Genomic DNA, 26,343 nt, shown 5'->3' with positions numbered 1-26,343 from the left:
GGGTTAGTTTTTACACTTCTGCGGCGGCGCTGCGGCGACTCTTCTTGCGGGGGATACCCAGCTTTTGGCGGCGTTCCCACAGGCATTTGCGGCTGACGCCGAGCTTCTTGGCCAGGTCCGTCTCACTCATGGTGTCCTGGTGTTCAATAACAAAGCGGGCGAAGTAGTCCTCCAGGGACAGGTCCTCGCGGGGGTCGGTGTGCAGGCTGCGTGGGCGAGGGATGCCATCGGCTTCTTCGATCGGTACCAGGTCCAGATCGATGTCCAGGGTTTTGTGGTCGATCTCACGGCTGTTCTTATCCGTCAGGATCACAGCGCGCTGAATGGCGTTTTCGAGTTCGCGCACGTTACCGGGCCAGGTGTAGGTGGTAACAGCCTGGATGGCTTCCGGTGACAAGCGCAATAAAGGACGCTCGATCTTGGTGCAGAACTTTTCCAACAGGTGCTCTGCCAGTGCTAGGACGTCTCTGCCTCGCTCGCGCAAGGGGGCAAGCGTCATTTGCACCACATTGATGCGGTAGTAGAGGTCTTCCCGAAATTTACGCTCCGCTGACAGCTGGCGCAGGTTGCGGTGGGTGGCTGTTACCAGGCGCACATCCACTTTGCGGGATTCGATCGAGCCAATTGGCCGCACTTCGCCCTCTTGCAATACACGCAGCAGGCGGGCCTGTGCCTCCAGGGGCAGCTCACCGATCTCGTCGAGGAACAGGGTTCCTCCATCGGCTGCCGCTACCAGTCCCTCGCGGGAACTCTGGGCACCGGTAAATGCGCCTTTCTCGTAGCCGAACAGCTCAGATTCAATCAGAGTGTCGGGAATTGCGGCACAGTTGACGGAGATCAGGGGTTTGTTGGCCCGGCGGCTCTCCTCGTGAATAGCCCGGGCAACCAGTTCCTTACCGGTACCGGTTTCACCGTGCACCAGGACGGTGGCGTCTGTGGGGGCAACTTTATGGATGCGACCGTAGAGCTCCCTCATCACTGGGCTGCTGCCAATCATGCCGGCAATAGTGCCGGTATTTTCTTTCTCGTTGACGGGCTGGGCGCGATTCTGCTCCGCTTTGCCTATGACCCGGCGGACGGTTGCGAGCATTTCGTCGTGATCAAAGGGCTTGGCGATATAGTCGGCGGCCCCCATACGCATGGAGTCCACCGCAGAGCGGAGGCTGGCGTAACTGGTCATGATCAGTACCGGAATATCACCGGCGTGCTTGAGCAGGTCGGTGCCCGGTGCGCCAGGCAGGCGCAGATCGGAGATAACCAGGTCAACTTCATTGAGGCGGTACTTGGTGAGCGCCTCCTTTACCGAACCCGCTTCACTGATTTTGTAGCGGTGCCGCTCTAAAAGCTTGCGCAGCGCCGTTCGGATAATGGCTTCATCTTCGACGATGAGGATGTGGCTCATATGTTACGCCTGGTTACAAAATGCTCAGTAAGCGCCTAGTTTTACCCGGGCGCCGTTTCGATGCAACTCAAAAACGGTTAATCGGGTTATTTTTGCACAAATAATGATCGATTTGGGTGTCCAACCATCTCAGTCTCCCAGGGGGAGTTGCACAATAAAGCGGGCGCCAGTCCCGGTTTCCGGGTTGGCGGGACTGACCAATTCCAGCTGGCCGCCGTGCTCCTCGACAATGCTGTAAACCATTGCCAGCCCCAGCCCCGTACCTTCGCCAGGCTCTTTCGTTGTGAAGAAGGGCTCCAGAATCCGTTCACGATGCTGAGCTGAAATTCCCGGTCCGCTGTCGGTGACAGAGACACAGGCGCTGCCGCTCTTGCGATAGCCCTCAATTACAATCTGGCCGCCATCGGGGCTGGCATCGCGGGCATTACTGAGCAGGTTGATAAACACCTGGATCAAGCGCTGGTTGTCTCCCGGGGCGATCAAGTCTTCAGGTACCCGATTCTCAAACTGGACCTCGGTCTTATCCCGTTGCAGGGACAGCAGGTTGACCGCCTCCTGTACGCAGGCATAGAGATCTACCGGGGCCCGCTCGCTGTCTTCCTGGTTGCCGCTGTGAGAGAAGTTGACCAGGGAGTGGACGATACGGCTGATGCGCTGGGTCTGGCTCAGGATCTGGTCGGCGGTTTCCAGGACTTCCGGATTGTCACAGTCGTACTGGAGGTTTTGCGCCAGGCAGGCGATCCCCGTGACCGGATTACCCACTTCGTGGGCTACGCCGGCGGCTAGGCGGCCCACAGAGGCCAGGCGCTCGCTGTGGATAAGTTCCTGTTCCAAGACCTGCGTTTCGGTAATGTCCTCCAGCAACAACATTTGTGCATCGCCGCGCTCGTCGCGGGAGCGGTCGCTGCGGCTGCGTTTTTGCCGCGCCTTGTGCAGGTTGAGCCAGTGGCTATTGCCGTCGAGGCTCACCTGTTGCTTAAAGCGGCTGGCATCGGTGGATAGGGCGAATTCCCCCAGCAGGCTGCGCCAGGGCTCCGCCAAGTATTCCAGTTTCGAGCCGATTACCTCGCTGGCACTGATACCGGTGAGGTCCTGCATGGCGTAATTCCACAGCAGGACTTCTCCGTCGCGCCCCAGGGAGCAAGCGGCCATCGGCAGCTCTTCCAGCATTTGGCGGTGATACAGACGCAGGTTATTGAGTTCTGCGGCCAAGCCGGTGAGCTGGTGCTTATAACGGCCCAATCGGGTCTCGATCAGGTGAATGTCTTTGTTTGCCGGCTGATCGCTGTTCTGGAACGGGAAGTGTCGATCAATAATTTGCACCGCCAGAACACGCCCCAGCAGGCCGGAGAGATTGGACTCCAACTTGTTGCGCAGTTGACGCAGGGCGTAGGGGCGGCGCTCGTTGTCCGGCAGATTGAGGGCGGCGAGAGCGCGTTTAACTTCTTTATTCGCAGTAGCGGCTCCGAGGCTTTCAGCCAAGCGCAGGCGAAAATCTGCGGCGGATTCCACATCCAGTCCCAGGCGCAGAGCCTGGGCGATGGTGTCGTCGCTACACAGGTCAGCGGCGTACTGCTCCAGGCTGCTGGTGCGGGTGAACAGAGATAGGCCGACAAATAACAGGACATTGACCCCCAGTGACAGGGTGGTGATCTGTGTCCAGATAGACATTCCCAGGGGAATTTGGAGGGAAGTGCCGGGCAGGGTGATGCCGGTAATCCCAAAAATTGACGGAATTAACAGGCCGCCCCCCCAAAGTAACATGCCCGCCAGCAGACCACCGACAAATCCGCGTCGATTGCCTCGCGGCCAGTGGATTACAGCAAAAATCCCAGGCAGGAACTGGAGTGATCCGATAAATGCCAGCAGGGCCAGATCCGACAGGGAGAGTCGGTTGTTGAGTAACAGGTAAAAGGCAAAGCCGGCAATAAATAGAGCGGCGATCAGCGCGCGGCGCAGCCACACCAGCTGCCGGTACATATTGTCCTCAGAATGCCAGCGGGTGCCGGGCAGCAGCCAGTGGTTCATCACCATGGTGGCGAGGGCCAGGGTGATCATGATTAGCGCGCCAGTGGCTGCTGACAGGCCGCCGATAAAGGCCAGGGTGGTGAGCAGTGCCGAGCCACTGGCGCGGGGTACCGCCAGCGAGAAGTACTGCACCGGGCCGGCCACATCCAGGGCAAAGCCCGCCCACATGATGGGGAAGATGGGCAGGGCCATCAGCAGCAGGAACAGGGGGAAGCCCCAGCTGGCGGTGCGCATTGCCTGTCCGGTAGGGCGCTCGGCAATACTCAGGTAAAAAATATGTGGCATAGCCACGGCAGTGGCGATAAACACCAGTAGCAGGGTATGGGATGAGCCCTGCTTGATGGGGGTGTAGAGCAGCTGGTGCATATCGGGGTTCTTCAGCAGCCACTCATCCAGGCCGGAAAACCCACCGAAGACGCCGTAAATGGCATAGCCGCCCACAGCGGTGAGAGCCACCAGTTTTACCAGGGACTCCAGGGCCATGGCACTGGCCAGGCCCTCGCCACGCTCGCGGGTGGCGCCGTACATGCTGGTGAATACCGCTAGCAATACGCAGTAGAAAAATGCGATTAAATTTTTGCTCGATACACCGCTGTCCGGCAGTGCCAGGGCAGCCACACTATCCCGCGATAAAAGGGCCAGGGTCTCAGATACTGCCTGGATTTGCAGGGCGATCAGGGGGAGCAGCGCCAACAGCATAAACAGGGTGGCGAGAGTCCCCGCCTGGCGGCTGTGATAGCGGAACACCAGAAGATCTGCCGGGGAGTACAGCTGGTAGCGCTGTGCCAGGCGCGCCAGTGGTTCCAGGGCTACTGGCGCAAACAGGAACATGGCGCCGGTGCCCAGATAGTAGGCGAGTACCCCGTAACCATATTGCCAGGCCAGGTCGACGATACCGTAGAAGGTCCAGGCCGATAACGATACGCCCAGGGAGAGCACATAAACCAGTGGATGCCGCACCCAGCGGGAAGGCAGCCAGCCCTTGGAGGTGGCGAAGGCGACAAAAAACAGGGTGGCGATATAGGCCACTCCCACCAGGGCAATGTGGGCAATATCAAAGCTCATTCGATTTGCGCCTCCACTGGATAAAAATCGCCAGCAGGATCAGCACGAACCAGAGGATAAAAGGCCGGTACCAGGCGCCGACGGGATTGATCATCCAGGTGAAGATGGTGGGGGAGAATACATAACCCACCAACACCAGCAGAATTAATAGTGTGCGGTTACTCATAGATCGCCTTGAAAACCCGCTAGAGAAATTTGTTGCCCGCGCACTGTACCGGTGAGAAGTCATCCCTGTGTAATCGTCAACGCGGGTTATCAGCCGGACCCCTAAGGGCGGCTGGCGCGGAAATGGTAAGTGCAGCTTGGAATCAGTGCAATTGGCGGTTGCGCATATCTATCTGGTGGCGGCGCCAGCGTGCGGTAGCCCACTTGAGAATATGCTCGGGGGATTCTGTTGGGGCAGTGTTTGGCAGTTTGAAGCCGAGGAACTGTAAAGCCTTACAGAGGTTACCGGAAGCCATGTTGTCGTCGATAGCCGGCGCGTGATTTTGTTTGCTGAGTTTTTGCCTGTCGTCAGGGCCCATCACCAGCGGCAGATGGCCGAACTGGGGGGGAGTGGCGCCGAGGATTTTATGCAAGCGCTGTTGTGCACCGGTGGTATCCAATAGGTCTGAGCCGCGCACCACCTGGTTGACCTGTTGGTCGATATCGTCGACAACGACTGCCAGTTGGTAGGCATAGAGGCCGTCGCGGCGCTTGAGAATCGTGTCTTCGCGGATGAGCTGCCGTTGCTCTCCATGCCAAATATCCACAAAGCCTTCCTCGCCGCCTGCGCATTGCAACCGCAGCGCTGAGGGTTCGCTCACATCGTATTTAAGGCGACAGAAGTCGTTCGCATGTCCACCATTTTTCTTAATCTGGCTGCGTGAGCAGTCGCAGGGGTAAATAAGTTGCCGTTGGCGCAGTGTGGACAGGGTTTCCTCGTAGAGTGCGTAGCGCTTGCTCTGCCATTCGACGGGGCCGTGCCAGTGCAGTCCGTGGGCTTCCAGGGATTTCAGGATGCGGGTTGCCGCGCCGGGCTCTTCCCGGGGAGGGTCGAGGTCTTCCATGCGCAGGAGCCAGTGTCCACCATGGGCGAGGGCGTCGAGGTAGCTGCCGACGGCGCACACCAGTGAGCCGAAGTGGAGCGGTCCACTCGGGGAGGGTGCGAAGCGACCAATATAGGGAGTTGAGCTGTTCAAAATGAATAGGGGCGATACATTGATCGCCCCCTCCGAGCAGGGCGATCGCAAGCGAACGCCGTGCCGCTATCGGTTGTGGATCAGCCGGAGATCTGCCGTTCCTTGATTTCCGCGAGGGTTTTGCAGTCCACGCACAGAGTGGCGGTTGGACGGGCTTCCAGGCGGCGAATGCCGATATCAACACCACAGGCTTCGCAGAAACCGTAGTCATCCTGGTCGATAAGCTCCAGGGTGGCATCGATCTTCTTGATCAGCTTGCGCTCGCGATCGCGGGTGCGCAATTCCAGGCTAAATTCTTCTTCCTGGCTGGCGCGGTCTGCGGGATCGGGGAAGTTTGCGGCCTCGTCTTTCATGTGGGAAACGGTGCGGTCCACTTCCGCCATCAGCTCGGCCTTCCAGGCCAACAGCAAGTTGCGGAAATGCTCCTGCTGCTTCTCATTCATGTACTCTTCGCCCTGCGTCTCCTTGTAGGGCTCAAAGCCGTGCAGAGATTCGGTGCTCGCAGCAGTTTTGGGCATAGTCGTTGCCTCTCTTTCTATACGGGCCCCCCTTTATGGGGGCGATACCACCAAATTCAATCTAGCCTAGACCGGAATCTTTCTAAGTGATGCTTTTTTCACCTATCAAATTCGCTGCGGTGTCAGGCTAATCCTGTTCTCGGTACCGATACCCCTGGCGACCGAGAGCGAGGAAGCTATCAAATCTGCGCGATTCGCGCCACAAATAGTTGTCTGCTATTTTGTGGCGCCTGAAGTTACAGCCAAGTGGTCCAGCCCGTGAAATTTACCCCCCCGTTGCAAAAGGCAACACTTTTGCGCCGATACAAGCGCTTTCTCGCCGATGTGGAATCTGCCAGTGGCGAAGTGTTTACCATCCACTGCCCAAATACGGGGTCTATGAAGAATTGTTGGGTGGAGGGGGGAGACTGCTGGTACTCCGATTCTGGCAACCCTAAGCGCAAGTATCGCCACACCCTGGAAATCTGTACGACCCCGGATGGAGCCCTGGCGGGGGTTAATACAGGCCGCGCCAATGCTCTGGTTGAAGAAGCCATTCTGTCCGGCGTAGTCAGCGAGTTGCAGGGCTATGAATCCCTGCGCAGGGAAGTGCGCTATGGCGAGGAAAACAGCCGTATCGATCTGTTGTTGTCCGGCGCCGATGGGGACTGCTACGTAGAAGTGAAAAATGTGACCCTGGCAGATGGGGCGCAGGGTTACTTTCCCGATGCGGTAAGTACCCGGGGCGCCAAGCACCTGCGCGAACTGCAAAAGCTGGCTGAGAGCGGTGTGCGGGCGGTACTTTTTTACTGCGTCCAACACAGCGGTATTGAGACGGTGCAGGCGGCGCGGGAAATTGATCCCGCTTATGCTGAGGCCCTGGATTCCGCTGTCGATGCTGGTGTGCAAGTGCTTGCATACCGCGCGAAGCTCGGTGCTGAAGGTGTCGAGCTAGAGGAGGCCCTGCCTTTTCTCCCGTGAGGGAAAGGCAGGGGGCTGTCAGTCGGCCAGTAATGCGTAGAGACCGTCCTGTGCATATTCCAGCGGTACTGGGGTCAGGGCATCACCAGTGCAGGGCCCGGCGATACACTCCCCAGATTCAATCAGAAATAGCGCGCCGTGGGAGGCGCACTGAATAAGTGCGCCATCGGGATCGAGGAACTGGTCTTCCTGCCAGTCCAGATTGATGCCCCGGTGAGGGCAGGTGTTTTTGTAGGCGTAGACCTCGCCATCTTTCATCACAGCAAACACATTGTCAGTGCCGGCGGCAGTGTCTCCGAGGGAGAACCCTTTGGATTGACCTTCGCTTAATTCGTCATAGCGACACAGGAAGTACTTCTGCATAGATTATCGGCTCCCGGCCTAATTCTTGTTCAGGGCGCAAGCGCCTGCTTATTCGGGTGCCGCGAGTCTAATGGACGTGTAGCGAATTGTCCCGTCACGCAGTATGCCGATAGTGATTTCGTCACCGGCTCTGTGTTTTTCCAGGGCATTGAGCAGATCGTCGTAGCTGCGAATCGGCTGCTGTTCTATTTCTACAATCACATCGCCCAATTCCCAGCCCCCACCCCGGGTGCGGTGGATACCGCGCAAGCCGGCTTTCTCTGCGGGAAGCCCGGGAGCGGTACGCAATACGGCGACCCCTTCAAAGCCGTAGCGGCTACTCCACTGGTCCGGGGCGGATTCGATACCAATAATCGGGCGTACCAGGCGGCCGTGATTGATCAGTTCCGGCACAATTTTTTTGACCGTATCCACTGGAATCGCAAAGCCAATACCGACACTGGCGCCACTGGGACTGTAAATAGCGGTGTTGACCCCGATTAAACGCGCTTGGGAATCCAGCAACGGGCCGCCGGAGTTACCTGGATTAATAGCCGCATCTGTTTGGATAACATTGCGAATGGTGCGGTTGTTGGCGGCTTCAATTTCCCGCCCCAGGGCGCTGACCACCCCGGTGGTGAGAGTGGTATCCAGGCCGAACGGGTTGCCGATAGCCAGTACTTTGCGGCCTACCGCGAGATTGCTGGAGGTGCCCACAACCAGGGGTTTTAGCAACTCCCTGGGAGCGTTAATTTTCAGAACTGCCAGATCCTTTTCCGGTGCAGATCCCACCAATTCGGCCGGCCACTCGCTGCGATCCTGCAAAGTAATAGTGATTTGCCGCGCACCCTCAATGACGTGGAAATTGGTGACAATATGGCCCTGAGTGTCCCAGATAAATCCGCTGCCGGCGCCTTTGGGCACTGAGTGGAGGCGCAGGGTCCTGCGATCCCGCACCAGGGTTTCATTGGTGACATAGACCACTGACGGACTGGCAAAATTGAACACCTGCATGGTGTTGCGCTCGTCGTCGGTGGCAAAGGTTTCCGCCTGTGCAGATATTGCTGGCGTAAGCAGTAAAAAGACTGAGATTAAGCTGGTGCGTAGAGTTTTAAGTAGAGTCATTAATACAATCCTCCCTTTGAACTACCGGATTGGAAGAGACGTCTGTAACTGTCGTCTTCCTTTTTGTTTGTTGCTGTTTTGAAAGTGTATCTTGTTTGCAATCGTTATGCGGTGTTGGCTGTTTATTGGGGGCTGCTGGCGAGATTTAAAGCTGGGGGCTATGGATCTCGGAACTCACTTTGGCTGAGCGTCGCCGACTGCTGCTGGAGCAATGAAATTTCTGCGGTGGGATTAATGATGACATATGCGCTAGTTTTGTCTCGTAGTACAAAACCTGTTTCGGCCTGTCAGGTTGCCTCTCCATAGGCCTGGAGATTAAAAAACAGTACCAGATTCCGGACCGTTGTTACCTTGCCGTAATAGGGATTGCTTTAATAGTTCTCAAGACTTCGCTCGGTTCTTTGTGCAATTTCCTCAATAATTAAGTCCAGATCGAAATCATCTTCATCCAGTTTCAGGGTATTAAAGAAATCATCTGATGCTTGAATTGGGATCTGCTTTTTGGTGGGAAGTGCTGCTTGTACTTGCTCATACACCGCTCTAATAATCCATGTGTCTACAATTTTGCGATCAAACTCCCGGGCAAATTCACAAATGGATAAACCTTTGCGGTTGTTACATAGTCGTTGGAAATGCCTGTCAATTTTGCGCTGTTCGACAGTGCCCCAAATTATGGCCAATAATGCTAAGCCAGCTAAAGATAAAAAGAACATTGGCTGGTAAATAAGGAGAGCTAGCACTGCTGCGAGAAAAACAAACAACGTAGCTTTACTTGCTTTTTCAGTTTTGTATTTAGGCATAAATCTTGATGCTTTTCTCATGTTTTTATTATTGCTCCAGTTTTGGTAGTTTTAGCTTTTGTTCCAATTGAACAAAGGTTTTTTCTGTGTAGGGGCCAAAAACAAACTCGGAAGAATCTGCAAATTTGTGGTCTTGAAGTCGATCTATGTAATAGTAAGCGCAGGCACCCTCAGGGCAAGCGTAGACTGAGACGAACATCTCGTTTGCACTGATATGCTGTGGCTTATCGATACGGCGGATGTAGGCATCGTCCCCCAAATTAAAACCAAGGGCTTTTTCGCCATCTATCCAATAAATCTCGTAAGGGCCATCACTCCATGAAGGAGAACACCCAATTAAAAATATGGCAAAGAGCAGTGGGATGTACTTCAGGACACTTCTTTGCATAAATGCTTTTACTTTGCATCCGTCCACATAGAAAGTAACTACGTTTTAGTGGCAGCTCTGTGAGAAATTGAAACTACAGCTCTGATCACTTATCTATCCAATTAGACACTAATTACGGAAGTTTTGCAGGGCGAGAATACGATCATCCAGTGGTGGGTGCGTAGCCATAAGCGCTCCCATGCTACCGAATATACCGAAGGCTTTCATATTGCCGGGTAGGGGTTCCTCGTGGCCGCGATCGGACTCCACCTTGAGCCGTTGTAGTGCGGCAATCATGGATTGAGGACTGGCCAGTGTGGCACCGGCATGGTCGGCTCGATATTCACGGCGGCGACTGAACCAGGCGACAATCATCATGGCGAAGAAGCCGAATATGATGTCCATAACAATAGATGTGACAAAATAGCCGATGCCCAATCCCTCTTCGTTGCGCAAGATAACCCGGTCTACGAAGAACCCAACCAAGCGGGCGAGGAACATCACAAAGGTATTTACCACGCCCTGGATCAGTGCCAGCGTCACCATATCGCCATTGGCCACGTGACCAATTTCATGGCCAATAACGGCGCGGGCTTCCTCTCGGCTGAAGCGCTGCAACAGACCGGCACTGACAGAGACCAGGGCGCTGTTGCGATTCCAACCGGTGGCGAAGGCATTCGCCTGGGGCATTGGAAATATCCCCACATCTGGCATACCGATGCCCGCTTTGCGGGAGAGTTCCCGTACGGTTTCTACCAACCACTGTTCATCGGCACTGCGGGGCTGCTCGATAATTTGTGTGCGGGTACTGACCCGTGCGATGGTTTTCGATAAGAGCAGGGAAATAAAAGACCCGCCAAAACCAAAAATTGCGCACATCAGCAACAAGGCGCCGAGGTTGAGATCGACACCGTTTGCCTGAAGAATTCCCCCAATTCCAAAAATATTGAAAATAATGCCAACCAATACAAGGACAGCAAGGTTGGTCAGCAGGAATAGCCCAATGCGCAACATCGGATCTCTCCTTTGAGTGAGTGTCTTTACGGAATTATTCCGTGGCTCCACCGGTAAGTTTAGATAGGGTTGGCGCAACTTGCCTTACTGTAGACCGGCACAGCTTGGCCTGCTGTGCCGAGTCCGTCGAGTGCGTGTGTCTGCGACTCTTTCCGCGGTGTTTGAGGGGAATTGCTAGTCAGAGTTTTGGGTGGCAAGGAGGCGGTCGACCTCGCTGGTGAGGTGTTGTTTCAGCTCCGGCTCCAGGTCGTTCCAGTGCACATCCATCAGGGCGCCCTGAAGAGCGTAGAGCATTACTTTGGAGGCGTTAATCCCCCGGTTGCGAATACTGATAAAGGCCTCGACAGGCCCAACCCTGCGCAGATCATCGTGGGAGCGAATGCCAATAGAGTGGAGAATATTGACCGAGGCCAGGCCCAGGTTTTTTAGTTTTAATAGTTCTGATTGACTCGGGTGCATTCGGTTTTCCCTACCAGTTTGAGCGTCCGTTGTCGCAGCCAACCCCTCGACTGCGGCTTTGAACTTAACATAAATTAACAGGTGGCTAACAAACATTACCGCCAGATTATTGTGCGGCGCGCCTGCTTTTGGTGCCCCTGCTTTGGTGCCATAGTTAAGGGCGACTATCTGCGCTCTGTTAAAGTAGGCATAGCCTGTTGAATAATTTAGCCTGCCCTTTGGAGTTAGCCTAATAATGAGATGCAAATGTTATCGACACCGCTGAAGCGTATGTTGTTTGGACTCGGCGATGAGCATGTCATTGTCGACCCAGCTTCTGACCAGCTTTTACACCCCGAAGCCTTGATCGCCTTCCAGCGCTTGAGGCGGGATGCCCGTGAAGAGGGGTTTGCCCCTAAAATCGTTTCCGGTTTTCGCGCCTTTGACCGACAACTGTTGATTTGGAATGCCAAAGCACAAGGTCACCGCCCGGTTCTTGATAGTCACGGTACTCCCCTGGATATTGAACAGTTAAGCGAGCGGGGGCTGATCTTCGCCATTCTGCGCTGGTCCGCATTGCCGGGAGCATCCCGTCACCACTGGGGTACCGATTTCGATATTATCGATGCGGCGGCAGTCCCCGCTGACTATGCAGTCCAGCTCACTCCCCAGGAGGTGGCGGACGACGGAGTTTTTGGCGCCTTCCACCGCTGGCTGGATAACCAAATCAGCACGGGTAATAGTTATGGGCTGTTCCGGCCCTATGCAGAGGATCGCGGCGGAGTCGCACCGGAACGCTGGCACCTGAGCTATGCCCCCAGGGCCCGAGAGCTTCAGGAACTTCTCAGCGTGGAGCGCCTGTCCGAGTTGCTACAAGAGTCAGAACTATCCCTGGGCACTGCGGTTTGCGAGCACCTTCAGGAAATCTATACGCGCTATATCTGGGTTCCGGATCACTGCTACCCCCCATTTAATGGGCAACTATAGCGGCCTGTTGAGATAGGTTGGTTACAGTTTATTACCACCTCAATGGGGGGTGGCAAGAAAGCTACTTTGCAATGGAGGCTTCCTCTTGAAAGGGGCTAGTGATCCTGCCAAGCTGCGCCGCAGTGAATGCCCTGGGAAATATAAGGGAGATGAATTATGGGTGAGGAAGCGGCCGTTCAAGGGCAGCGGGATATTTGGCAGGCGATGCGGGCTGAAGCCTCAGAGGCGGCTGCTGGCGAAGCTATCCTGGCAAGTTATTTCCACAATACCATTTTGCGCCACAAGTCTCTGGGTGATGCTATGGCGGATCACCTGGCTTCGGTGTTGGAGCACAATGCCCTCACGGCAACCGCACTTCAGGAAGTGATTGCCACGGCTCTGGCTAATGATCCGAGTATTTCCCACTGTATGAGCGAGGATATTTGCGCTTGGTATGACCGGGACCCGGCTTGCGACCAGTACCTGACGCCTTTCCTGTATTTTAAGGGTTTTCACGCCCTGCAATCCCACCGGATAGCGCACTGGTTGTGGAATCAAGGCCGCCATACCTTGGCGCTCTATTTCCAGAGCCAGGTATCGGAACAGTTCTCGGTGGATATCCACCCAGCAGCGCGATTTGGCTGCGGGATTATGATCGATCACGCCACTGGATTAGTGGTGGGGGAGACCTGTGTGGTTGAGGACAATGTCTCGATTCTCCACTCGGTGACATTGGGCGGCAGTGGCAGCGGCAGCGGCGATCGTCATCCGAAAATTGGCCCCGGAGTGATGATTGGCGCCGGTGCTAAAGTATTGGGTCCGGTTAAGGTGGGAGAGGACGTCAAAATTGCCGCCGGTAGCCTGGTCTTGCACGATGTGCCGGCCCATACAACCGTCGCCGGTGTTCCCGCCCGCCAGGTAGGAGGGCGTGTAGAAGGGGCTCCGGCTTATACCATGGACCAGACTCTGGATTCGGAAGAGTAACTCAGGGAAATATTATTGATGTCGCAATCTGCCTACAGTTTGGTTTTTCGCGGTGATTTGGTGGCGGGTTTTACCGCCGGTGATGTAAAGGCCAGTATGGTGCGCCTGTTTAAAAGCAATCCCCAGGCGATAGAGAAATTATTCAGTGGGCGCCCGCTGGTACTGAAGAAAGGGTTATCTCTGCCCCAGGCACAGAAGTTTCGTGCAAACCTGGCCAAAATAGGCGCACAGGTCACTATTAAGGACGAAAGCAGCGGCGCAGCTGTTGCTGAGCAAACCAAGCCCAAGATGGAAGCTGCGGCTAGCCCGAAGTGGACCTTGGCGCCCATGGAGGGAAACTTGGTTAAGGAGCACGAACGCAAGTCGGTGGAACCGGTCAGCGTTGAGGTAGAGCACCTCAGTTTACGTGCAGCGGAAGGCCAGCTTCTGGATGAGAGTGAGCGCAAAGGGGAGGAGCTATCTCCTGTCTCTGTTCCCAATTGGGAAGTTAACTGACAGGGTCTCTCCTAACAGGCAATAAAAAACCGGCACTAGGCCGGTTTTTTATTGCTCAGAGTCTGCTGAAAGAAGAGGGGATTAGCCTTCTTCTTTCAGGTAGCGCTCGCGGGAAGCCATAACTTCTTTGCGTGCAGCTTCGGCGTCAGCCCAGCCTTCTACTTTAACCCACTTGCCCGCTTCCAGGGCTTTGTAGTTTTCGAAGTAGTGCTCGATCTGCTTGATCAGCAGCTCGGGCAGGTCGCTGATTTCTTCAACGTGATCGTACAGCTTGGTCAGCTTGGTGTGCGGTACGGCCAGCAGTTTGGCATCAACACCGGATTCGTCGGTCATGTTCAGAACGCCAACAACACGAGAGCGGATTACAGAACCAACCATTACCGGGTAAGGCGCTACAACCAGCACGTCCAGGGGGTCACCGTCTTCAGACAGAGTCTGGGGCACGTAGCCGTAGTTTGCTGGGTAGAACATCGGAGTGGCAACGAAGCGATCCACAAATACTGCGTCAGAGTCCTTGTCCACTTCGTACTTGATCGGGTCGTGGTTGGCAGGGATCTCGATGATTACGTTGATATCGTTGGGCAGTTCTTTACCTGCCGGGATCTTTTCGAAGCTCATTGCTGGTCCTGAATGAATAGATAACTGAAAATCTGGAGCGCGGATTATATATGCTGAGGGGCTCGGCTGAAAGTCACGCCTGCGCCGGGTTTATGGCGTCGAAGCTCGTCTGGCGGGTCTATCCTGTAACTCGGAGATAACAACAACGGGGCAGGACCAGTCATGGTAAAGGCACGGGAGGTAAAAACCGCTCAGGAGGCCCGCGCAATTGTCGAAGAACGAGGCCTCAGTCATGTCAAAGTGGGCTTATTCGATACCGATGGTGTAATGCGTGGCAAATATATGAGCCGCGCCAAGTTCCTCTCATCCCTGGAAAAGGGCTTCTCGTTTTGCGATGTGGTCCTGGGCTGGGATGTTAAGGATCAGCTCTACGACAATACCCGCTATACCGGTTGGCACACCGGATATCCAGACGCTCCGGTCCGCATTCTTCCAGAAAGTTGCCGGGATGTACCTTTTGAAGATGACATGCTGCTATTTCTCGCCGAGTTTGACGGTCGCGCCCAGGCGTTGTGTCCCCGCGCAGTTCTGCGCAGGGTAATTGAGCGCTGCCGCTCACTGGGATTTGATCCCTATGCCGCCCTGGAGTACGAATTTTTCCTGTTTGATGAAACGCCCGAGTCAGTGCGGAGCAAGGGTTTCCGCAACCTCAAGCCTTTTACCCCTGATGTGTTTGGTTATTCCATACTGCGAAATTCTGTCCACGGTGAGCTGTACCGGGAAATCCTGGAACTGAGTGAGCGCATGGACTTCCCCTTGGAGGGCTTACACACAGAAACAGGTCCGGGAGTTTTAGAGGCGGCTATTGCAGTGGATGGTGTTGAGGCCGCTGGAGACAAAGCTGCCTTGTTTAAAACCTTTATAAAAGTATTGGCACAGCGAATGGGCTTGATGGCCACTTTCATGTCCCGCTGGTCCAGTGAGTACCCGGGGCAAAGCGGGCATATTCATTTATCACTGCGCAATAGTGGCAGCGGTGATTCGGCTTTTTTCGATTCGGGCCAGCCAGACGGTATCAGCCAGGTAATGCGTCAGTTTATTGCTGGGCAGCAAAGGTTGATGCCGCAATTCCTTGCCCTGATGGCGCCGACTGTCAACAGTTATCGCCGCTTGGTACCAGGGTATTGGGCGCCAACAGGAGCCAGCTGGGGAGTGGAAAACCGCACAACGGCTCTGCGCGCTATCCCGGGTGGCGATACTTCCCAGCGCATCGAATACCGCTTGGGGGCCGCCGACGCCAATCCCTATTTAGCACTGGCAGCAGCTTTGGGCTCGGGTCTTTACGGTGTTATGCAGCAATGGCATCCCGGTGAGCCTGTCACCGGCAATGCTTATTCGCTGGAGTTGGAAGGCGAGCAGGTTCTGCCGGGCACACTGTGGGAATCCACTCAGCAATTTAAGGCGTCAGAAGCAGCACAGGAACTATTTGGCAGCGACTTTGTTGAACACTTTTCTGCCAGTCGCGAGTGGGAGGAGCGGGAATATCGCCGCCATGTGAGTGACTGGGAGTTGGAGCGGTACTTCGAAATTATTTAATTGGGAGTATCGACGCCGATGAAGACTACAAAAATCATGCACCACCTTCAGTGTATTTCTCCTATTGATAACAGTGTTTATGTAGAGCGCGCTCTGGCGGGAGAGGTGGAAATCCGTGTAGTGCTGGATAGGGCCAGTAAAGCACAAAAAGCATGGAGGCGAACTCCCCTCAATGAGCGCATCGCTATTATCGAGCGGGCTGTGGAAATATTTGCCGTTAAGAAAGAGCGTTTGGGGCGGGAGCTGTGTTGGATGATGGGGCGCCCAATCCGTTATGCAGGAGGGGAAATTAGCGGGTTTATGGATCGTGCGCAAACCATGGCACAGCTTGCTACTGAAGCCCTTGCTGACATTCAATTACCCGAGAAGCCGGGTTTTACCCGGTTTATGCGCCGCGAGCCCTTAGGGGTCTCCCTGGTAATTGCCCCGTGGAATTACCCTTACCTAACGGCGGTTAATGCAGTGGTACCGGCACTGCTATCGGGCAATGCAGTTATTTTAAAACACTCGGCACAGACGCCGCTGTGTGCTGAGCGAATGGTGGAGATTTTTCGCGAGGCGGGACTGCCCTACGGTGTTTTTCAGTTTCTTCATTTAAATCATGCTTATACCCAGCGATTAGCTTGTGCAGGGGAAATCCAGCATGTTGCCTTCACCGGCTCGGTTGGCGCTGGCGCGAATCTAGAACGCACAGTTGCCGGTCGATTTATTCAAGTGGGACTTGAACTGGGGGGAAAAGATCCAGCCTATGTTCGCGCCGACGCCGATATTAACCAGGCTGTGGCAGCGGTAGTCGACGGCGCCTATTTTAATTCCGGGCAGTCCTGTTGCGGTATTGAGCGGGCCTATGTGCATGAAGATATTTTTTCTGAGTTTATTTCCCAAACGGTCGACTTACTGCGCGACTATCGACTGGGGCGCCCGGATCAAGTGGAGACCACTTTGGGGCCTTTGGTGCGTGCGGAAGCTGCCGATCGGGTTCGCGCGCAGGTGGATGAAGCGATAGCGGAGGGCGCGAAGGTCCACTTGGATGTGAGTGAATTCCCAATGGACAAGCGGGGCACCCAATATATGGCACCGCAACTGTTAACCCGGGTGCGACACCATATGCGAGTGATGCGCGAGGAGACTTTTGGGCCGGTGCTGGGGGTGCAGAAAGTGCATGATGATGGCGAAGCTCTAGAATTTATGAATAACAGCCCATTTGGTCTTACTGCGGCTATTTTTACCCGCGATGAAGATGTAGCAATGGAGATGGGAGGGTATTTAGAGGCCGGCACTGTTTTTTTAAATCGTTGTGATTACCTGGATCCGGAATTGGCCTGGACGGGTGTTAAGCAATCTGGTCGTGGATGTACGCTTTCTAAAATTGGATTTGAGAATTTAACCCGCCCCAAGTCATTTCATTTTAAACATGATGGTTAGCGGGAACGGTTGCCGGATGCAGAAAGTGAAATTGTCTGCCTGTTTTCCGAAAGGTCACAGCCTATTTTGAATATGCAAAAGTGACAGAACGTCAGAGAGGAAATTGTGGATAAATACCATGTCAATTGGAATTATCCCACGACCGTTTGGGTTGGTCCCGGTCGCATTACTGAATTGGCTGAAGCTTGCCTGGAGCTGAATATTCACAAGCCTCTGTTAGTTACTGATCCTACAGTCGCCGCATTGCCACTGATCGATAGTGCGGTTAACCCATGCCAACAGGTGGGTCTGGAAGTTAGCGTTTTTTCCAAAATCAAAGGTAATCCCAATGAGATAAATATCGCCGATGGGGTGGCCAAGCTGCGTGAGCAGAAGTGCGATGGGGTCATTGCCTTGGGCGGGGGCTCGGCCCTGGATGCGGGCAAAGCCATTGCCCTTATGGCGGGACAGCAGCACAGTATTTGGGATTTTGAGGATATAGGCGACAACTACAGGCGTGTGGACCCAGAGGGTATTTTACCGCTGATTGCCATTCCCACGACGGCTGGCACAGGTTCTGAAGTTGGCCGGGTTGCGGTAATTACCGATGAGAAAGCACAGGTTAAGAGGCTGATTTTCCATCCGCGCATGATGCCGGACATCGTTATTCTCGATGCTCAATTGACTATGGGGTTGCCGCCAGACCTCACCGCAGCGACGGGAATGGATGCGCTGTCACACAATCTGGAGTCTTTTTACTCCCCTCAATACCATCCTATGGCCGAGGGAATTGCTCTGGAGGGGATGCGCCTGATCAAGGAGTATTTGCCTCGAGCTTATGCTATAGGCGCAGAACTCGAGGCGCGCCAGCAAATGTTGGTAGCGTCCTGTATGGGGGCTACAGCTTTCCAGCGGGGCTTAGGCGCTATCCACGCCCTGGCACATCCACTGGGAGCCCTGTATGACAAGCACCACGGTTTGTTAAATGCGATATTGATGCCCTACGTCCTGATCGCCAACCGTCCAGCCATCCAGGTGCCTATGGGGCATCTGGCACTTTATCTACAACTGGCCGGTAATGAAATGTTTGATAGCGGATTTGATGCGGTACTCAACTGGTTGCTCGGATTGCGCAAGCAGCTGGGGATTCCCCACAGCCTGTCGGAGATTGGAATTGATGACACTGATGCCGACAGAGTTGGGAAAATGGCATCGGTAGAGCCTTCCGCTAGTACTAACCCGATGCGTTTTAATGGGATAGAGTATCGGGATATTTTCTTGCGCGCCTGTGAGGGTACCGTCACTCTGTAATAAATTCCTGCGAATAGACGACAGAAGAGAATGTGTTTCATCGACAATCGGTAAAGGACTGAATGATGCGCAGTATTATTGCTCTCTTGTTCCTCTCATTGGCCAGTATTTCCCTGGCTCAGGATTCATCGAATATTCGCACGGCTATTTTTGCAGGAGGGTGTTTCTGGTGCATGGAGCCGCCATTCGACAAGGTCGATGGCGTCCTGGAAACCACCTCAGGGTACAGCGGTGGCCATGTCAAAAACCCGACCTATGAACAGGTGTCTTCCGGTGGTACGGGGCATGCGGAAGTTGTTCAGGTAAAGTACGATGCGAATAAAGTCAGCTATTCCGACTTACTGAATATTTTTTGGCACAATGTTGACCCTTTTGATTCCGGTGGTCAATTTTGCGACCGCGGTGACCAGTACCGAGCTGAGATTTTTTACGGCAATCAAGAAGAAAAGGTGTTAGCAGAGGAGAGCAAGAAAAAGGTAGAAGCGGAGTTGGGTAAAAAGGTGGTGACACAAATAAAACCCGCTGCAACCTTTTATCCCGCAGAGGCCTACCATCAGGACTATTACCAACGTAATCCCCTGCGTTACAAGTATTATCGCTACCGCTGTGGGCGTGATAAGCGCTTAGAGGAGGTCTGGGGGAAAGCGCCAAGTTAACGGATTGCCTCTCCGCAGGGTGAATATGGCACCGAGTCCCACTTTGTTTGATGGGGAAGTCCTGGAAACAATCAATGATTTTCCAGCGCTTTACCGTTATATACCGGCGGTTAGTACCAATCCGCTAATGGTATTTATTCCAGGCACAGCACATCTAGCGCGTATTTTCTACGGCTATCCCGGTGGCCGCCCAGATGATTTTATAAGTCACTGGGTCAATCGAGCGGGTTTTCCCTTCCTTGCTATTTCTTACCCTATGGAAAATGCGGTTTTTTGCAGTACTCACCCGGAGTTTACAATTCAAGATTGGGGAGATCAGGCTGCAGAAATTATTGCCAAGATTTTGTCTGAATATAACCTTCCAAATTCGGTAGTGGTGTGCGGCTGGAGTATGGGAGGGAAAATCGCTGGGGCTCTAGCGAGGGCGGCCAAAGCCTTGAATTTTTCGATTGAATGCTTTGTGGCTATGGCCGCAGAACCCGCGTTGCCGGGCTTTCTTCCCGAAGCTAATGCCAAGGCCATCGAAATGACAGTTGATGGAATGGCCAGTCGAAAGGGCATATATCCTGCCTTTTTGGCCGCGCTTGATGAGCAAAATGCCTTAAACCAACACACAATTATCCCCAAAGGTATCTATCGGGAGGCGTTCCTTGGAGCAATTCCCATCGCGCTTATTGGCACTGGGTTAATGTATGATGGGCAAGGGTTTAAGGAAGATCTTTCCAGGGCATTGAAAACGGCAAACACCTTTGACTTCTTGGACTATCCAATTCCCGTTGTTATTCAGAGTGATTCAATGGGGGATTTGGAAAACGTGCTGTGCAATATTGATGATTGGGCATTTATTCGCAATCGAGTTCTTGCCAGTAAACTTTTAGGAGGTGTATCTCCAGAGCAGATTCCAAGGGAAAGGTGGGAGCTAGTACAGCTTATTATCCGCTCGTCTTCCGCTTATTTTTCACAGACCGTTACAGGTAACCATTTCTTCTTTGTTGGCGCTATTGGGGCGCGCACTACTGTTGAAAGTATCGAAAAGCTTTTGGCCAGGGTGAGAAGTATCCAGTCCTAATAAAGCACTTCTTAATAGCCTCATGGTGCTCTGGTTAAGCTGTCAGAGATTTTTAAATTAACATTTTGGTTGTTTTACGATCCGCTCTACTTGTTTAAGGCTTACTACTGGGGTGGAAGAAAAGAATCACCATAGGGTCCAAGCGCGGTGTATTCTTCCCTTCTCCATTTTTAGTAGGCTATGCAGGTTGTAAGGCTTGTTCATGCTGATATTGGGTGAAATAGAGTTTCTCAGAAAGCTCGGTAATAAAATCGATGTTTTCGACCTTGTCGGCCATGCTTTCCATTCGGTCTTCTCCATTTAATGCCCCCCAGATGCTAGCGGCCATAGCACCCAAGGTATCTGTGTCACCATCTAGGGAAAAAATATTAGCTAATACAGACGTTAAAGGAGAGTTTCGATACTTAAGTCCAAAGTAAATGGCGGTGATACAGGACTCTGGCGCGGTAATGCCATTACCTAGCCATTGCTTGATTTGCTGCGGATGTGGGATTTTCTGGTTAAACAGTAGAGTCGCACACTTTTCTAGTTTGTAGCGATATATTTCGGACTTACAACTTACTTCCAGTTTGTTCAATATCTCTCTGTTTGAACGATCTTGCAGGGATTCACAGATGGCGATAGCGATCAAGTATGCTCCCTCGACAGCAACTGGATGGGCGTGGGTGATTTCAGACACCGATTGTACATATTGCTTGAGGCGATAGTCATTTTGGGGGTGGCAGAGGGCAATAATAGGTGCTCTCATGGCGGCCCCATTGCCGATAGAACCGAGCTTAAATTTTTTTCGGTTTAAATCTTGCCAGCGTTTACCATCCCTGACTCCTTTGAGTAGTTTCGCTGCACTGGGACCATACCCTCTACTCCAGCGATAACTTTGGGCAAACTTTTTGGCTATGTGGTCCTGATCAAGGTAATTATGCTCAAGAAAGGAGGTCGCAATATCAATAGACATCTGCGTGTCATCGGTGTAGCGCTTTTTGCCCTGTTCGGTTTTCCCAATAATTTTCCAGAGTTGTCTTTCTAGAACGCCACCCTCGTATGGGGCGCCAAATGAATCGCCGATGGCTATTCCTTTAAAGCAACCTCTGTATTTACTGAGCTTTATCATTCTTTGATTTCTATACCTTATTCTCAGGGGAAGTCGCTACTAGCTATAAGGATCACTATTAATTGCTGTTATAAGTAACAATTTTATTCTAGAAAACATCTGTTGGTAGTTAATGGCTCGCGAGTGGAAGGATTTTATTTTAGGTGAGAGCGAGCCGATATTTAAAACTAATCGGCTCGCCACTAAAGTCGCTATATTATTTAATTAATACAGGCATCGTTAGCACTTCCAAAAGTATTTCTAATCCATACATTGCCAGTGCAAGCAGGGTGGTTGTGGTCAGCAAGATCTGCACCGGCATTATTTTCTGCGGTATTGCCAATGATCAAGTATCCGACTTGACCCAATCCCAACATCATAATGCCGTTAACGCCGTTATTATCTGATAGATTATTGGCAACAATGCCGCCATCCCCACTATCAATTACAATCCCACTCGATGTATTGAGAATCGTCTCATTGAATCTGATGAGAGTATTGTCACCAACGATCTTTATTCCTTGGAGACCGTTACTTGATGCATAAGAGTATCTCACACGATTACCGTCACCCATAACGCGTATACCCATTCCCCCATTGCCGCTAGCATCGGTGGCTTCAACTGTATTACCTGAACTCCAAAGTGCGATTCCTGCAATAGAGTTTGATGAAGCAGTGATATCAAAGATTTGATGGCTGCCATCACCTTCGGCTGATACGCCATTGTTACAGTTTGTGATAGTGCTTCCACCAACAGTATCCTCAAGGACTCTATCACTGTCTTTCAATTGAATGCCAATTCCGCTGCCATCGCAACTGAGGTGGTAACCCGCCATATCGAGTGATCCGCCAGCATCTATCACGAGTGCAGGATGGCTTGCGCAGCCAAGAATATCGCCGGTGAGTACTTCTGCTGTTGTAATGGTATCTCCACAGCTGACAGCTGAAGCGACGGCGGAGAGCGATAGTGCGGCAATACCGGATACAGCGAGTAATGATGCTTTTATAGAATTCATATTTCTATTTTTCATATCAAATTTCCCTAATTATCTGAGTAATTAAAAAAGAGAGTGAACACCCAAAGCCATGGAGATTGTGACCTAGGTTTGAGAAAGAGCCATAGGAAATTTTTCCTAATTTATTGGGTTTTATTTGATATTTTGGTGATAATAGATTGTTTTTATTCTATTAAAATATTTACTTTTTTATTTTAGGTGGAGGCGCTTAATGCTAGTGCGAAGAATGAAGAAACCTGCATTATAAAAATAAGTTTCGTTTGGGTTTGTTATGGCTACTTTTTCAGGGTTTTTGCGAGAATCTTTGCGCAATCTGCCCTCTGTTCGAAAGTTGTGTTGGCAAACCCGAGCACCAATCCTGGATCTTCAGTTTTATTGGAATAGAAGAGCGATAGTGGTGTGCTGCCAAATCCGTATTCGCGTATTTTTTTTGAAAGGGTGATGTCGTCGTGTCCCGGTGTAGATATTACCAAGTGCATACCGGCACTACTGGCAATTAGTCCGGCTGGAGGTGGTATTTCTTCTCGAATAAACTGACAGAAATGTTCCCATTTCTTCATATAACTAGCGCGCATTTTGCGAAGATGTCGCACAAAATGCCCCTCATCGAGAAAGTCTGCCACGACAGCTTGTGTGACTAAGGGGGAGTGGCCAGATAACATTTCTTTTGCTTGGGTAAATGCCGCTACTGTAGATTTAGGCACCACTAAATAGCCCAATCGTAGGCTGGGTAGCAAGGTCTTACTAAAGCTCCCCATGTAGAGTACAGGTGTATTTTCTCCCATCCCCTGGAGTGCTGCGATGGGTTTGTGTTGGAATGAAAATTCACTGTCGTAATCATCTTCAATTATCCAGCAGCTTGCCTGTGTCGCCCAATCCAATAATTTGATTCGTTCACCAGCAGGCATAACACCACCCATTGGGTACTGATGTGTTGGCGTGGTAAAAAGTAACTTGGCTTCGGTTGCACTACTGACCAGCTTATCCACATCCAAGTGCTTATCTTTCAGGTTCGCTGGTACGAGCTTTGCTCCAACAGCTTGGAAAGCTGCTCGAGCACGGCGATATCCCGGATTTTCTATATAAACCTTGTCTCCCTGGTTAATCGCGACTAGTGCACATAGATTCAGGGCCTCCTGAGCTCCATTGGTAATAATAATTTGTTCAGCGTTACAGCGAACTCCCCGGGAGTTGCGCAAGTATTCAGTAAGTGCCATACGCAAAGGTAAATAACCTTGGCTTTGCCCGTAACCTGCAAGAGCTAACCTGGATTGGTGGCGGCGGTATAATTTATTCCAAATAATGAATGGAAATGCGCTTAGATCCGGTAGGCCGGGGGTGAAGGGGAGAGATTGATCTTCACTTTTCTCACCCCAAGATAATGTCTGTGCAAAATCACCATAGTGAGAAAGTGATGGCAGGTACCTATTCCTCTGTGCTTGCCAACCTTGCCTGTGTGTTTTCTTTGTGTAGGCCGGCAATTCGGGAGATACAAATACGCCTTTCCCAGGATGGCTGGTAAGGAAGCCCTCCGCTTTCAGCTGGTCCAGAACTAATGTCACTGTATTGCGGCTGATAGAGAGGGATTCTGCCAATCGGCGCGAGGAGGGGAGCTTGGTACCAGCAGCCAGCCGGCCGTTGCAGATCCAATCTACCAATTGCCGATACAATTGTTCCTGTAGCGGCTGGCCTGATTCGAGAGTTAGGTCTGTAAGTTCGGCGGCACTCAAAACTGGCACCATAAAATAATTAAAACTGGCGCTTATCAGCGTACCAGTAAGATCCTACATTGGCGATATCTATTTCATACCAGAATGAATTAAAGGAGGTTTTATGAATTTACATTCGCCAATCTCTGATGAATTGCCAACCTCAGCGAAGAGTCGTGTACGTCGTGCTCCCAAGCGTGCCAGTTATCGGCGAGAGGATGTTTATAAGCTTGTCGACGAGCTAAAACTGGGCCATGTCGGATTTATTGAAGACGGTGAAGCCATCATTATTCCTTTAACCGTTTGGCGCCTGGGGGAGTTTTTGTATTTTCACCTGGCTAACAAGAGTCGGCTACAAAAACTATTGGAGGCAGGAGAGCAGGTCTGTATTTCATTTGCCCGTTATGATGAGTGGGTACTGGCCAAGTCAGCCTTTCATCACAGTGCTAATTATCGCTCTGCGGTATTGTTTTGCCGAGGTGAGAGGGTCAAAGAGCAGCGGGAATTTGATGCGGTTTTTAAAGCGATTATTGATGATATAGAGCCGGAGCGCTGGGATCAGGTGCGCCTCCCCAGCCTACAGGAGCGCAAGGGAACAGCTTTGATGCGCCTGACTATAGAGGAGGGGGCTTTCAAAAGCCGAACTGGCGCGCCATCCGATAATAAAGAGGATTCGGCTCTGCCTGTGTGGAGCGGGGTCAAGCCTGTGTGCCCGTTTCGCTAGTGTTCAATTTAGCAAAGTAAAGGGAGCCTTATAGGGCCTCTGCCACTACTTTTAATGCGATTTGAATGATCTCCTGTTGGCCGGCTTCAATATCGGGGATCACACCCTGTCCTTCCCAGTTGGGGCGGCTGCCGGCAATCGTAGAAACCGGGCGTTTATCTGGGATACCGATTTCAAAGCCATAGGGGAGGGATTGAGGAGACTCCATCATATGTGCCCCACCGGCGCTGGCATTACCGACAATCGTGGCTCGGCCCAGCTGTTGTAGTGCGAAGGCGGTACTCTCAGATGCAGAGAAGGATCTCCCATCAATCAGAATGACCATTGGTCTGTCACTCCCATAGCTGGGCCAGGGTTGAGGTGAAATACGTTTCGGTATTTCTCTCCCCTTGCGGCTTTCAATAACAAAGGGAAAGGGAGAATGGGGGTCAATAAATGACTGCAGAACAGCATTGGCGGTTTCTTCGTCTCCGCCGCCATTACTGCGTAAATCGAGTATTAGGCCCTCGCTGTGGCGAAGCAGGGTGAAAGCCGCAGCGAGGGTTTGGTGGGCATTTTTATAGGTGTGGAAAGAAGAGAGGGAAAGGTAGCCAATGTTACCGGGAAGAATCTCAATTTTCTTAACGCCGTAGTTATTGCTGGGCGCTTCAGCCTGCCACTGTTCAATCCAATTGTGGGCTTCTTTTTGGTTATCTATATGCTCTATATAGAAATGCTTATCACCGGAAAGGGTGCGAATTTCTTTGGTAAGTGCGCTGGCTAATTGTTGGTAGTCACTACAAAGATGATTAAAGTGTTTGGATTCTGCCAGGCTATTGAGTTGAGCAGATAGCGCCTGTCCTTTTTCCTCCAATATATAGTACTTCTGAATAGCTACTGCAGCAGCTTTAATAACCGGGCCTGTCTCAAACTGGCAGGAACTCATTGCGCCGGAACTTGCCGCGAGAGACATGGAAAAAAAACTGATTAATACCGCTAAACTCATCTTGAGTTGGCGTTTCATATTTATGTAGCCTCTATTGATAGATTTTCTTTTATCCGCTCTAAATAAGAGCGTTTCTCTAAAGCTTGAATTGTTTGATTGAGCAGCTCTGATAGTTCTGTCGGTAATTCGCTATTGAGGGACTGCTCAGCTTCCAGAGTTGCTATCCACTGCTGTTTTAGCTTGGGTATCAACGCACTGCCTTTGCGGGTCAAGCGTATTTTGCGCTGGCGAGCATCTTCTCCAGAAGAGGTCTGTACCAGCCCTTGTTTAATCATGTCTTTTACAGTTTGACTCACTGCGGGCTGGGAAATATGGGTGCTCGCTACCACCTCACTAATGGTGATATCTCTCTTGTGGATAAGTGCACGCATTATCGGGGTGTAGCGGGGTTTGTAATTCTCCAGGCCACAGGCCCTATAGCTCTCTGCTACATCGCCATCCAGTAATTCCAGAATGTGACGAAGCTGAGTCCCCAGTTGGCTGTATTTCATAAAAGCTGCTCCATAAGCACTTATATAAGTGACTATATAATTTTTGGCG

At 52.2% G+C, this 26,343-nt stretch carries 27 protein-coding genes; 10 read left to right on the top strand and 17 right to left on the bottom strand.

Features of this window, described 5'->3' with window-relative positions; genetic code table 11:
• Positions 1-10: 10 nt before the first annotated feature.
• The 5 genes from ACJJIE_RS12610 to dksA form a co-directional block, all read right to left on the bottom strand.
• Positions 11-1,402: a sigma-54-dependent transcriptional regulator gene (locus ACJJIE_RS12610; protein WP_282931423.1), complete on the bottom strand. Its 1,392-nt coding sequence runs from the start codon at positions 1,400-1,402 to the stop codon at positions 11-13.
• Positions 1,403-1,531: 129 nt separating this feature from the next.
• The gene (locus tag ACJJIE_RS12605) at positions 1,532-4,495 is read right to left on the bottom strand and encodes an ATP-binding protein (RefSeq protein WP_444891921.1); all 2,964 of its coding nucleotides are present in this window, start codon (positions 4,493-4,495) and stop codon (positions 1,532-1,534) included.
• The gene (locus tag ACJJIE_RS12600; protein ID WP_169337099.1) at positions 4,485-4,661 is read right to left on the bottom strand and encodes a hypothetical protein; all 177 of its coding nucleotides are present in this window, start codon (positions 4,659-4,661) and stop codon (positions 4,485-4,487) included. Before ACJJIE_RS12600 ends, ACJJIE_RS12605 begins: the two co-directional genes overlap by 11 nt.
• Before the next feature lie 142 nt (positions 4,662-4,803).
• Positions 4,804-5,676: a tRNA glutamyl-Q(34) synthetase GluQRS gene (gene gluQRS, locus ACJJIE_RS12595; protein ID WP_444891920.1), complete on the bottom strand. Its 873-nt coding sequence runs from the start codon at positions 5,674-5,676 to the stop codon at positions 4,804-4,806.
• 80 nt (positions 5,677-5,756) lie between these two features.
• Positions 5,757-6,194, bottom strand: coding sequence for an RNA polymerase-binding protein DksA (dksA, locus tag ACJJIE_RS12590; RefSeq protein WP_108734345.1), 438 nt, complete (start codon positions 6,192-6,194; stop codon positions 5,757-5,759).
• 258 nt (positions 6,195-6,452) lie between these two features.
• Between dksA and sfsA the strand changes: the two genes are divergently transcribed.
• Positions 6,453-7,154 carry a DNA/RNA nuclease SfsA gene (sfsA, locus tag ACJJIE_RS12585; RefSeq protein WP_444891919.1) on the top strand — a complete coding sequence of 234 codons (702 nt, stop codon included), beginning with the start codon at positions 6,453-6,455 and terminating at the stop codon, positions 7,152-7,154.
• 18 nt (positions 7,155-7,172) lie between these two features.
• Here sfsA and ACJJIE_RS12580 read toward each other — a convergent pair whose 3' ends face one another.
• The 6 genes from ACJJIE_RS12580 to ACJJIE_RS12555 all read right to left on the bottom strand — a co-directional run bounded on the left by ACJJIE_RS12580 (position 7,173) and on the right by ACJJIE_RS12555 (position 11,261).
• Positions 7,173-7,517 (bottom strand): Rieske (2Fe-2S) protein, encoded by a 345-nt coding sequence (locus tag ACJJIE_RS12580; protein ID WP_444891918.1) that lies wholly within the window; start codon positions 7,515-7,517, stop codon positions 7,173-7,175.
• 48 nt (positions 7,518-7,565) lie between these two features.
• Positions 7,566-8,621 (bottom strand): S1C family serine protease, encoded by a 1,056-nt coding sequence (locus ACJJIE_RS12575; protein ID WP_444891917.1) that lies wholly within the window; start codon positions 8,619-8,621, stop codon positions 7,566-7,568.
• Positions 8,622-8,992: 371 nt separating this feature from the next.
• Complete coding sequence (locus tag ACJJIE_RS12570; RefSeq protein ID WP_444891916.1) at positions 8,993-9,442, bottom strand: hypothetical protein; 450 nt, start codon at positions 9,440-9,442, stop codon at positions 8,993-8,995.
• Positions 9,443-9,449: 7 nt separating this feature from the next.
• Positions 9,450-9,809, bottom strand: coding sequence for a hypothetical protein (locus ACJJIE_RS12565; protein WP_444891915.1), 360 nt, complete (start codon positions 9,807-9,809; stop codon positions 9,450-9,452).
• A 108-nt stretch (positions 9,810-9,917) separates the two neighbouring features.
• Positions 9,918-10,802, bottom strand: a complete 885-nt coding sequence (htpX, locus tag ACJJIE_RS12560) for a protease HtpX (RefSeq protein WP_282931439.1) — start codon at positions 10,800-10,802, stop codon at positions 9,918-9,920.
• Between the two features lie 174 nt (positions 10,803-10,976).
• A complete protein-coding gene (locus ACJJIE_RS12555) occupies positions 10,977-11,261 on the bottom strand; it encodes a TfoX/Sxy family protein (protein WP_108735343.1) in 285 nt (94 codons plus the stop codon).
• A gap of 246 nt (positions 11,262-11,507) precedes the next feature.
• Here ACJJIE_RS12555 and ACJJIE_RS12550 point away from each other — a divergent pair, with 246 nt between their 5' ends.
• The 3 genes from ACJJIE_RS12550 (at position 11,508) to ACJJIE_RS12540 (ending at position 13,685) form a co-directional block, all read left to right on the top strand.
• Positions 11,508-12,227, top strand: coding sequence for a M15 family metallopeptidase (locus ACJJIE_RS12550; protein WP_444891914.1), 720 nt, complete (start codon positions 11,508-11,510; stop codon positions 12,225-12,227).
• 156 nt (positions 12,228-12,383) lie between these two features.
• Complete coding sequence (gene cysE / locus ACJJIE_RS12545) at positions 12,384-13,190, top strand: serine O-acetyltransferase (protein WP_444891913.1); 807 nt, start codon at positions 12,384-12,386, stop codon at positions 13,188-13,190.
• Between the two features lie 18 nt (positions 13,191-13,208).
• Positions 13,209-13,685: a hypothetical protein gene (locus ACJJIE_RS12540; RefSeq protein ID WP_282931442.1), complete on the top strand. Its 477-nt coding sequence runs from the start codon at positions 13,209-13,211 to the stop codon at positions 13,683-13,685.
• 81 nt (positions 13,686-13,766) lie between these two features.
• Here the strand turns inward: ACJJIE_RS12540 and ppa are convergent, their stop codons facing one another.
• Positions 13,767-14,303 (bottom strand): inorganic diphosphatase, encoded by a 537-nt coding sequence (gene ppa / locus ACJJIE_RS12535; protein WP_282931443.1) that lies wholly within the window; start codon positions 14,301-14,303, stop codon positions 13,767-13,769.
• 162 nt (positions 14,304-14,465) lie between these two features.
• Between ppa and ACJJIE_RS12530 the strand changes: the two genes are divergently transcribed.
• From ACJJIE_RS12530 to ACJJIE_RS12510, 5 genes are all read left to right on the top strand, one after another.
• Positions 14,466-15,839: a glutamine synthetase family protein gene (locus ACJJIE_RS12530; RefSeq protein ID WP_444891912.1), complete on the top strand. Its 1,374-nt coding sequence runs from the start codon at positions 14,466-14,468 to the stop codon at positions 15,837-15,839.
• 18 nt (positions 15,840-15,857) lie between these two features.
• Positions 15,858-17,264 carry an aldehyde dehydrogenase family protein gene (locus tag ACJJIE_RS12525; RefSeq protein ID WP_444891911.1) on the top strand — a complete coding sequence of 469 codons (1,407 nt, stop codon included), beginning with the start codon at positions 15,858-15,860 and terminating at the stop codon, positions 17,262-17,264.
• A gap of 105 nt (positions 17,265-17,369) precedes the next feature.
• On the top strand, positions 17,370-18,554 hold the full coding sequence (locus ACJJIE_RS12520; protein ID WP_444891910.1) for an iron-containing alcohol dehydrogenase: 1,185 nt from the start codon (positions 17,370-17,372) through the stop codon (positions 18,552-18,554).
• Positions 18,555-18,616: 62 nt separating this feature from the next.
• Positions 18,617-19,210 (top strand): peptide-methionine (S)-S-oxide reductase MsrA, encoded by a 594-nt coding sequence (gene msrA, locus ACJJIE_RS12515; RefSeq protein ID WP_444891909.1) that lies wholly within the window; start codon positions 18,617-18,619, stop codon positions 19,208-19,210.
• 25 nt (positions 19,211-19,235) lie between these two features.
• Positions 19,236-20,279 carry an alpha/beta fold hydrolase gene (locus ACJJIE_RS12510; protein WP_444891908.1) on the top strand — a complete coding sequence of 348 codons (1,044 nt, stop codon included), beginning with the start codon at positions 19,236-19,238 and terminating at the stop codon, positions 20,277-20,279.
• 178 nt (positions 20,280-20,457) lie between these two features.
• On the opposite strand, the gene ACJJIE_RS12505 is transcribed toward ACJJIE_RS12510, so the two are convergent.
• From ACJJIE_RS12505 to pdxR, 3 genes are all read right to left on the bottom strand, one after another.
• A complete protein-coding gene (locus ACJJIE_RS12505) occupies positions 20,458-21,390 on the bottom strand; it encodes an ADP-ribosylglycohydrolase family protein (protein WP_444891907.1) in 933 nt (310 codons plus the stop codon).
• Positions 21,391-21,590: 200 nt separating this feature from the next.
• On the bottom strand, positions 21,591-22,400 hold the full coding sequence (locus ACJJIE_RS12500) for a right-handed parallel beta-helix repeat-containing protein (protein ID WP_444891906.1): 810 nt from the start codon (positions 22,398-22,400) through the stop codon (positions 21,591-21,593).
• A 260-nt stretch (positions 22,401-22,660) separates the two neighbouring features.
• Positions 22,661-24,115 (bottom strand): MocR-like pyridoxine biosynthesis transcription factor PdxR, encoded by a 1,455-nt coding sequence (gene pdxR, locus ACJJIE_RS12495; protein WP_444891905.1) that lies wholly within the window; start codon positions 24,113-24,115, stop codon positions 22,661-22,663.
• A gap of 103 nt (positions 24,116-24,218) precedes the next feature.
• Here pdxR and ACJJIE_RS12490 point away from each other — a divergent pair, with 103 nt between their 5' ends.
• Positions 24,219-24,818, top strand: coding sequence for a pyridoxamine 5'-phosphate oxidase family protein (locus tag ACJJIE_RS12490; RefSeq protein WP_444891904.1), 600 nt, complete (start codon positions 24,219-24,221; stop codon positions 24,816-24,818).
• Positions 24,819-24,846: 28 nt separating this feature from the next.
• On the opposite strand, the gene ACJJIE_RS12485 is transcribed toward ACJJIE_RS12490, so the two are convergent.
• The gene (locus tag ACJJIE_RS12485; RefSeq protein WP_444891903.1) at positions 24,847-25,821 is read right to left on the bottom strand and encodes a S41 family peptidase; all 975 of its coding nucleotides are present in this window, start codon (positions 25,819-25,821) and stop codon (positions 24,847-24,849) included.
• A 2-nt stretch (positions 25,822-25,823) separates the two neighbouring features.
• The gene (locus tag ACJJIE_RS12480) at positions 25,824-26,294 is read right to left on the bottom strand and encodes a MarR family winged helix-turn-helix transcriptional regulator (RefSeq protein WP_282931454.1); all 471 of its coding nucleotides are present in this window, start codon (positions 26,292-26,294) and stop codon (positions 25,824-25,826) included.
• Positions 26,295-26,343 lie beyond the last annotated feature (49 nt).

This window comes from Microbulbifer maximicatervae (SeqCode) (assembly GCF_052467325.1).
Note: the sequence above shows the minus strand (reverse complement) of the source record. Positions and strands in the feature narration are given on the sequence as shown.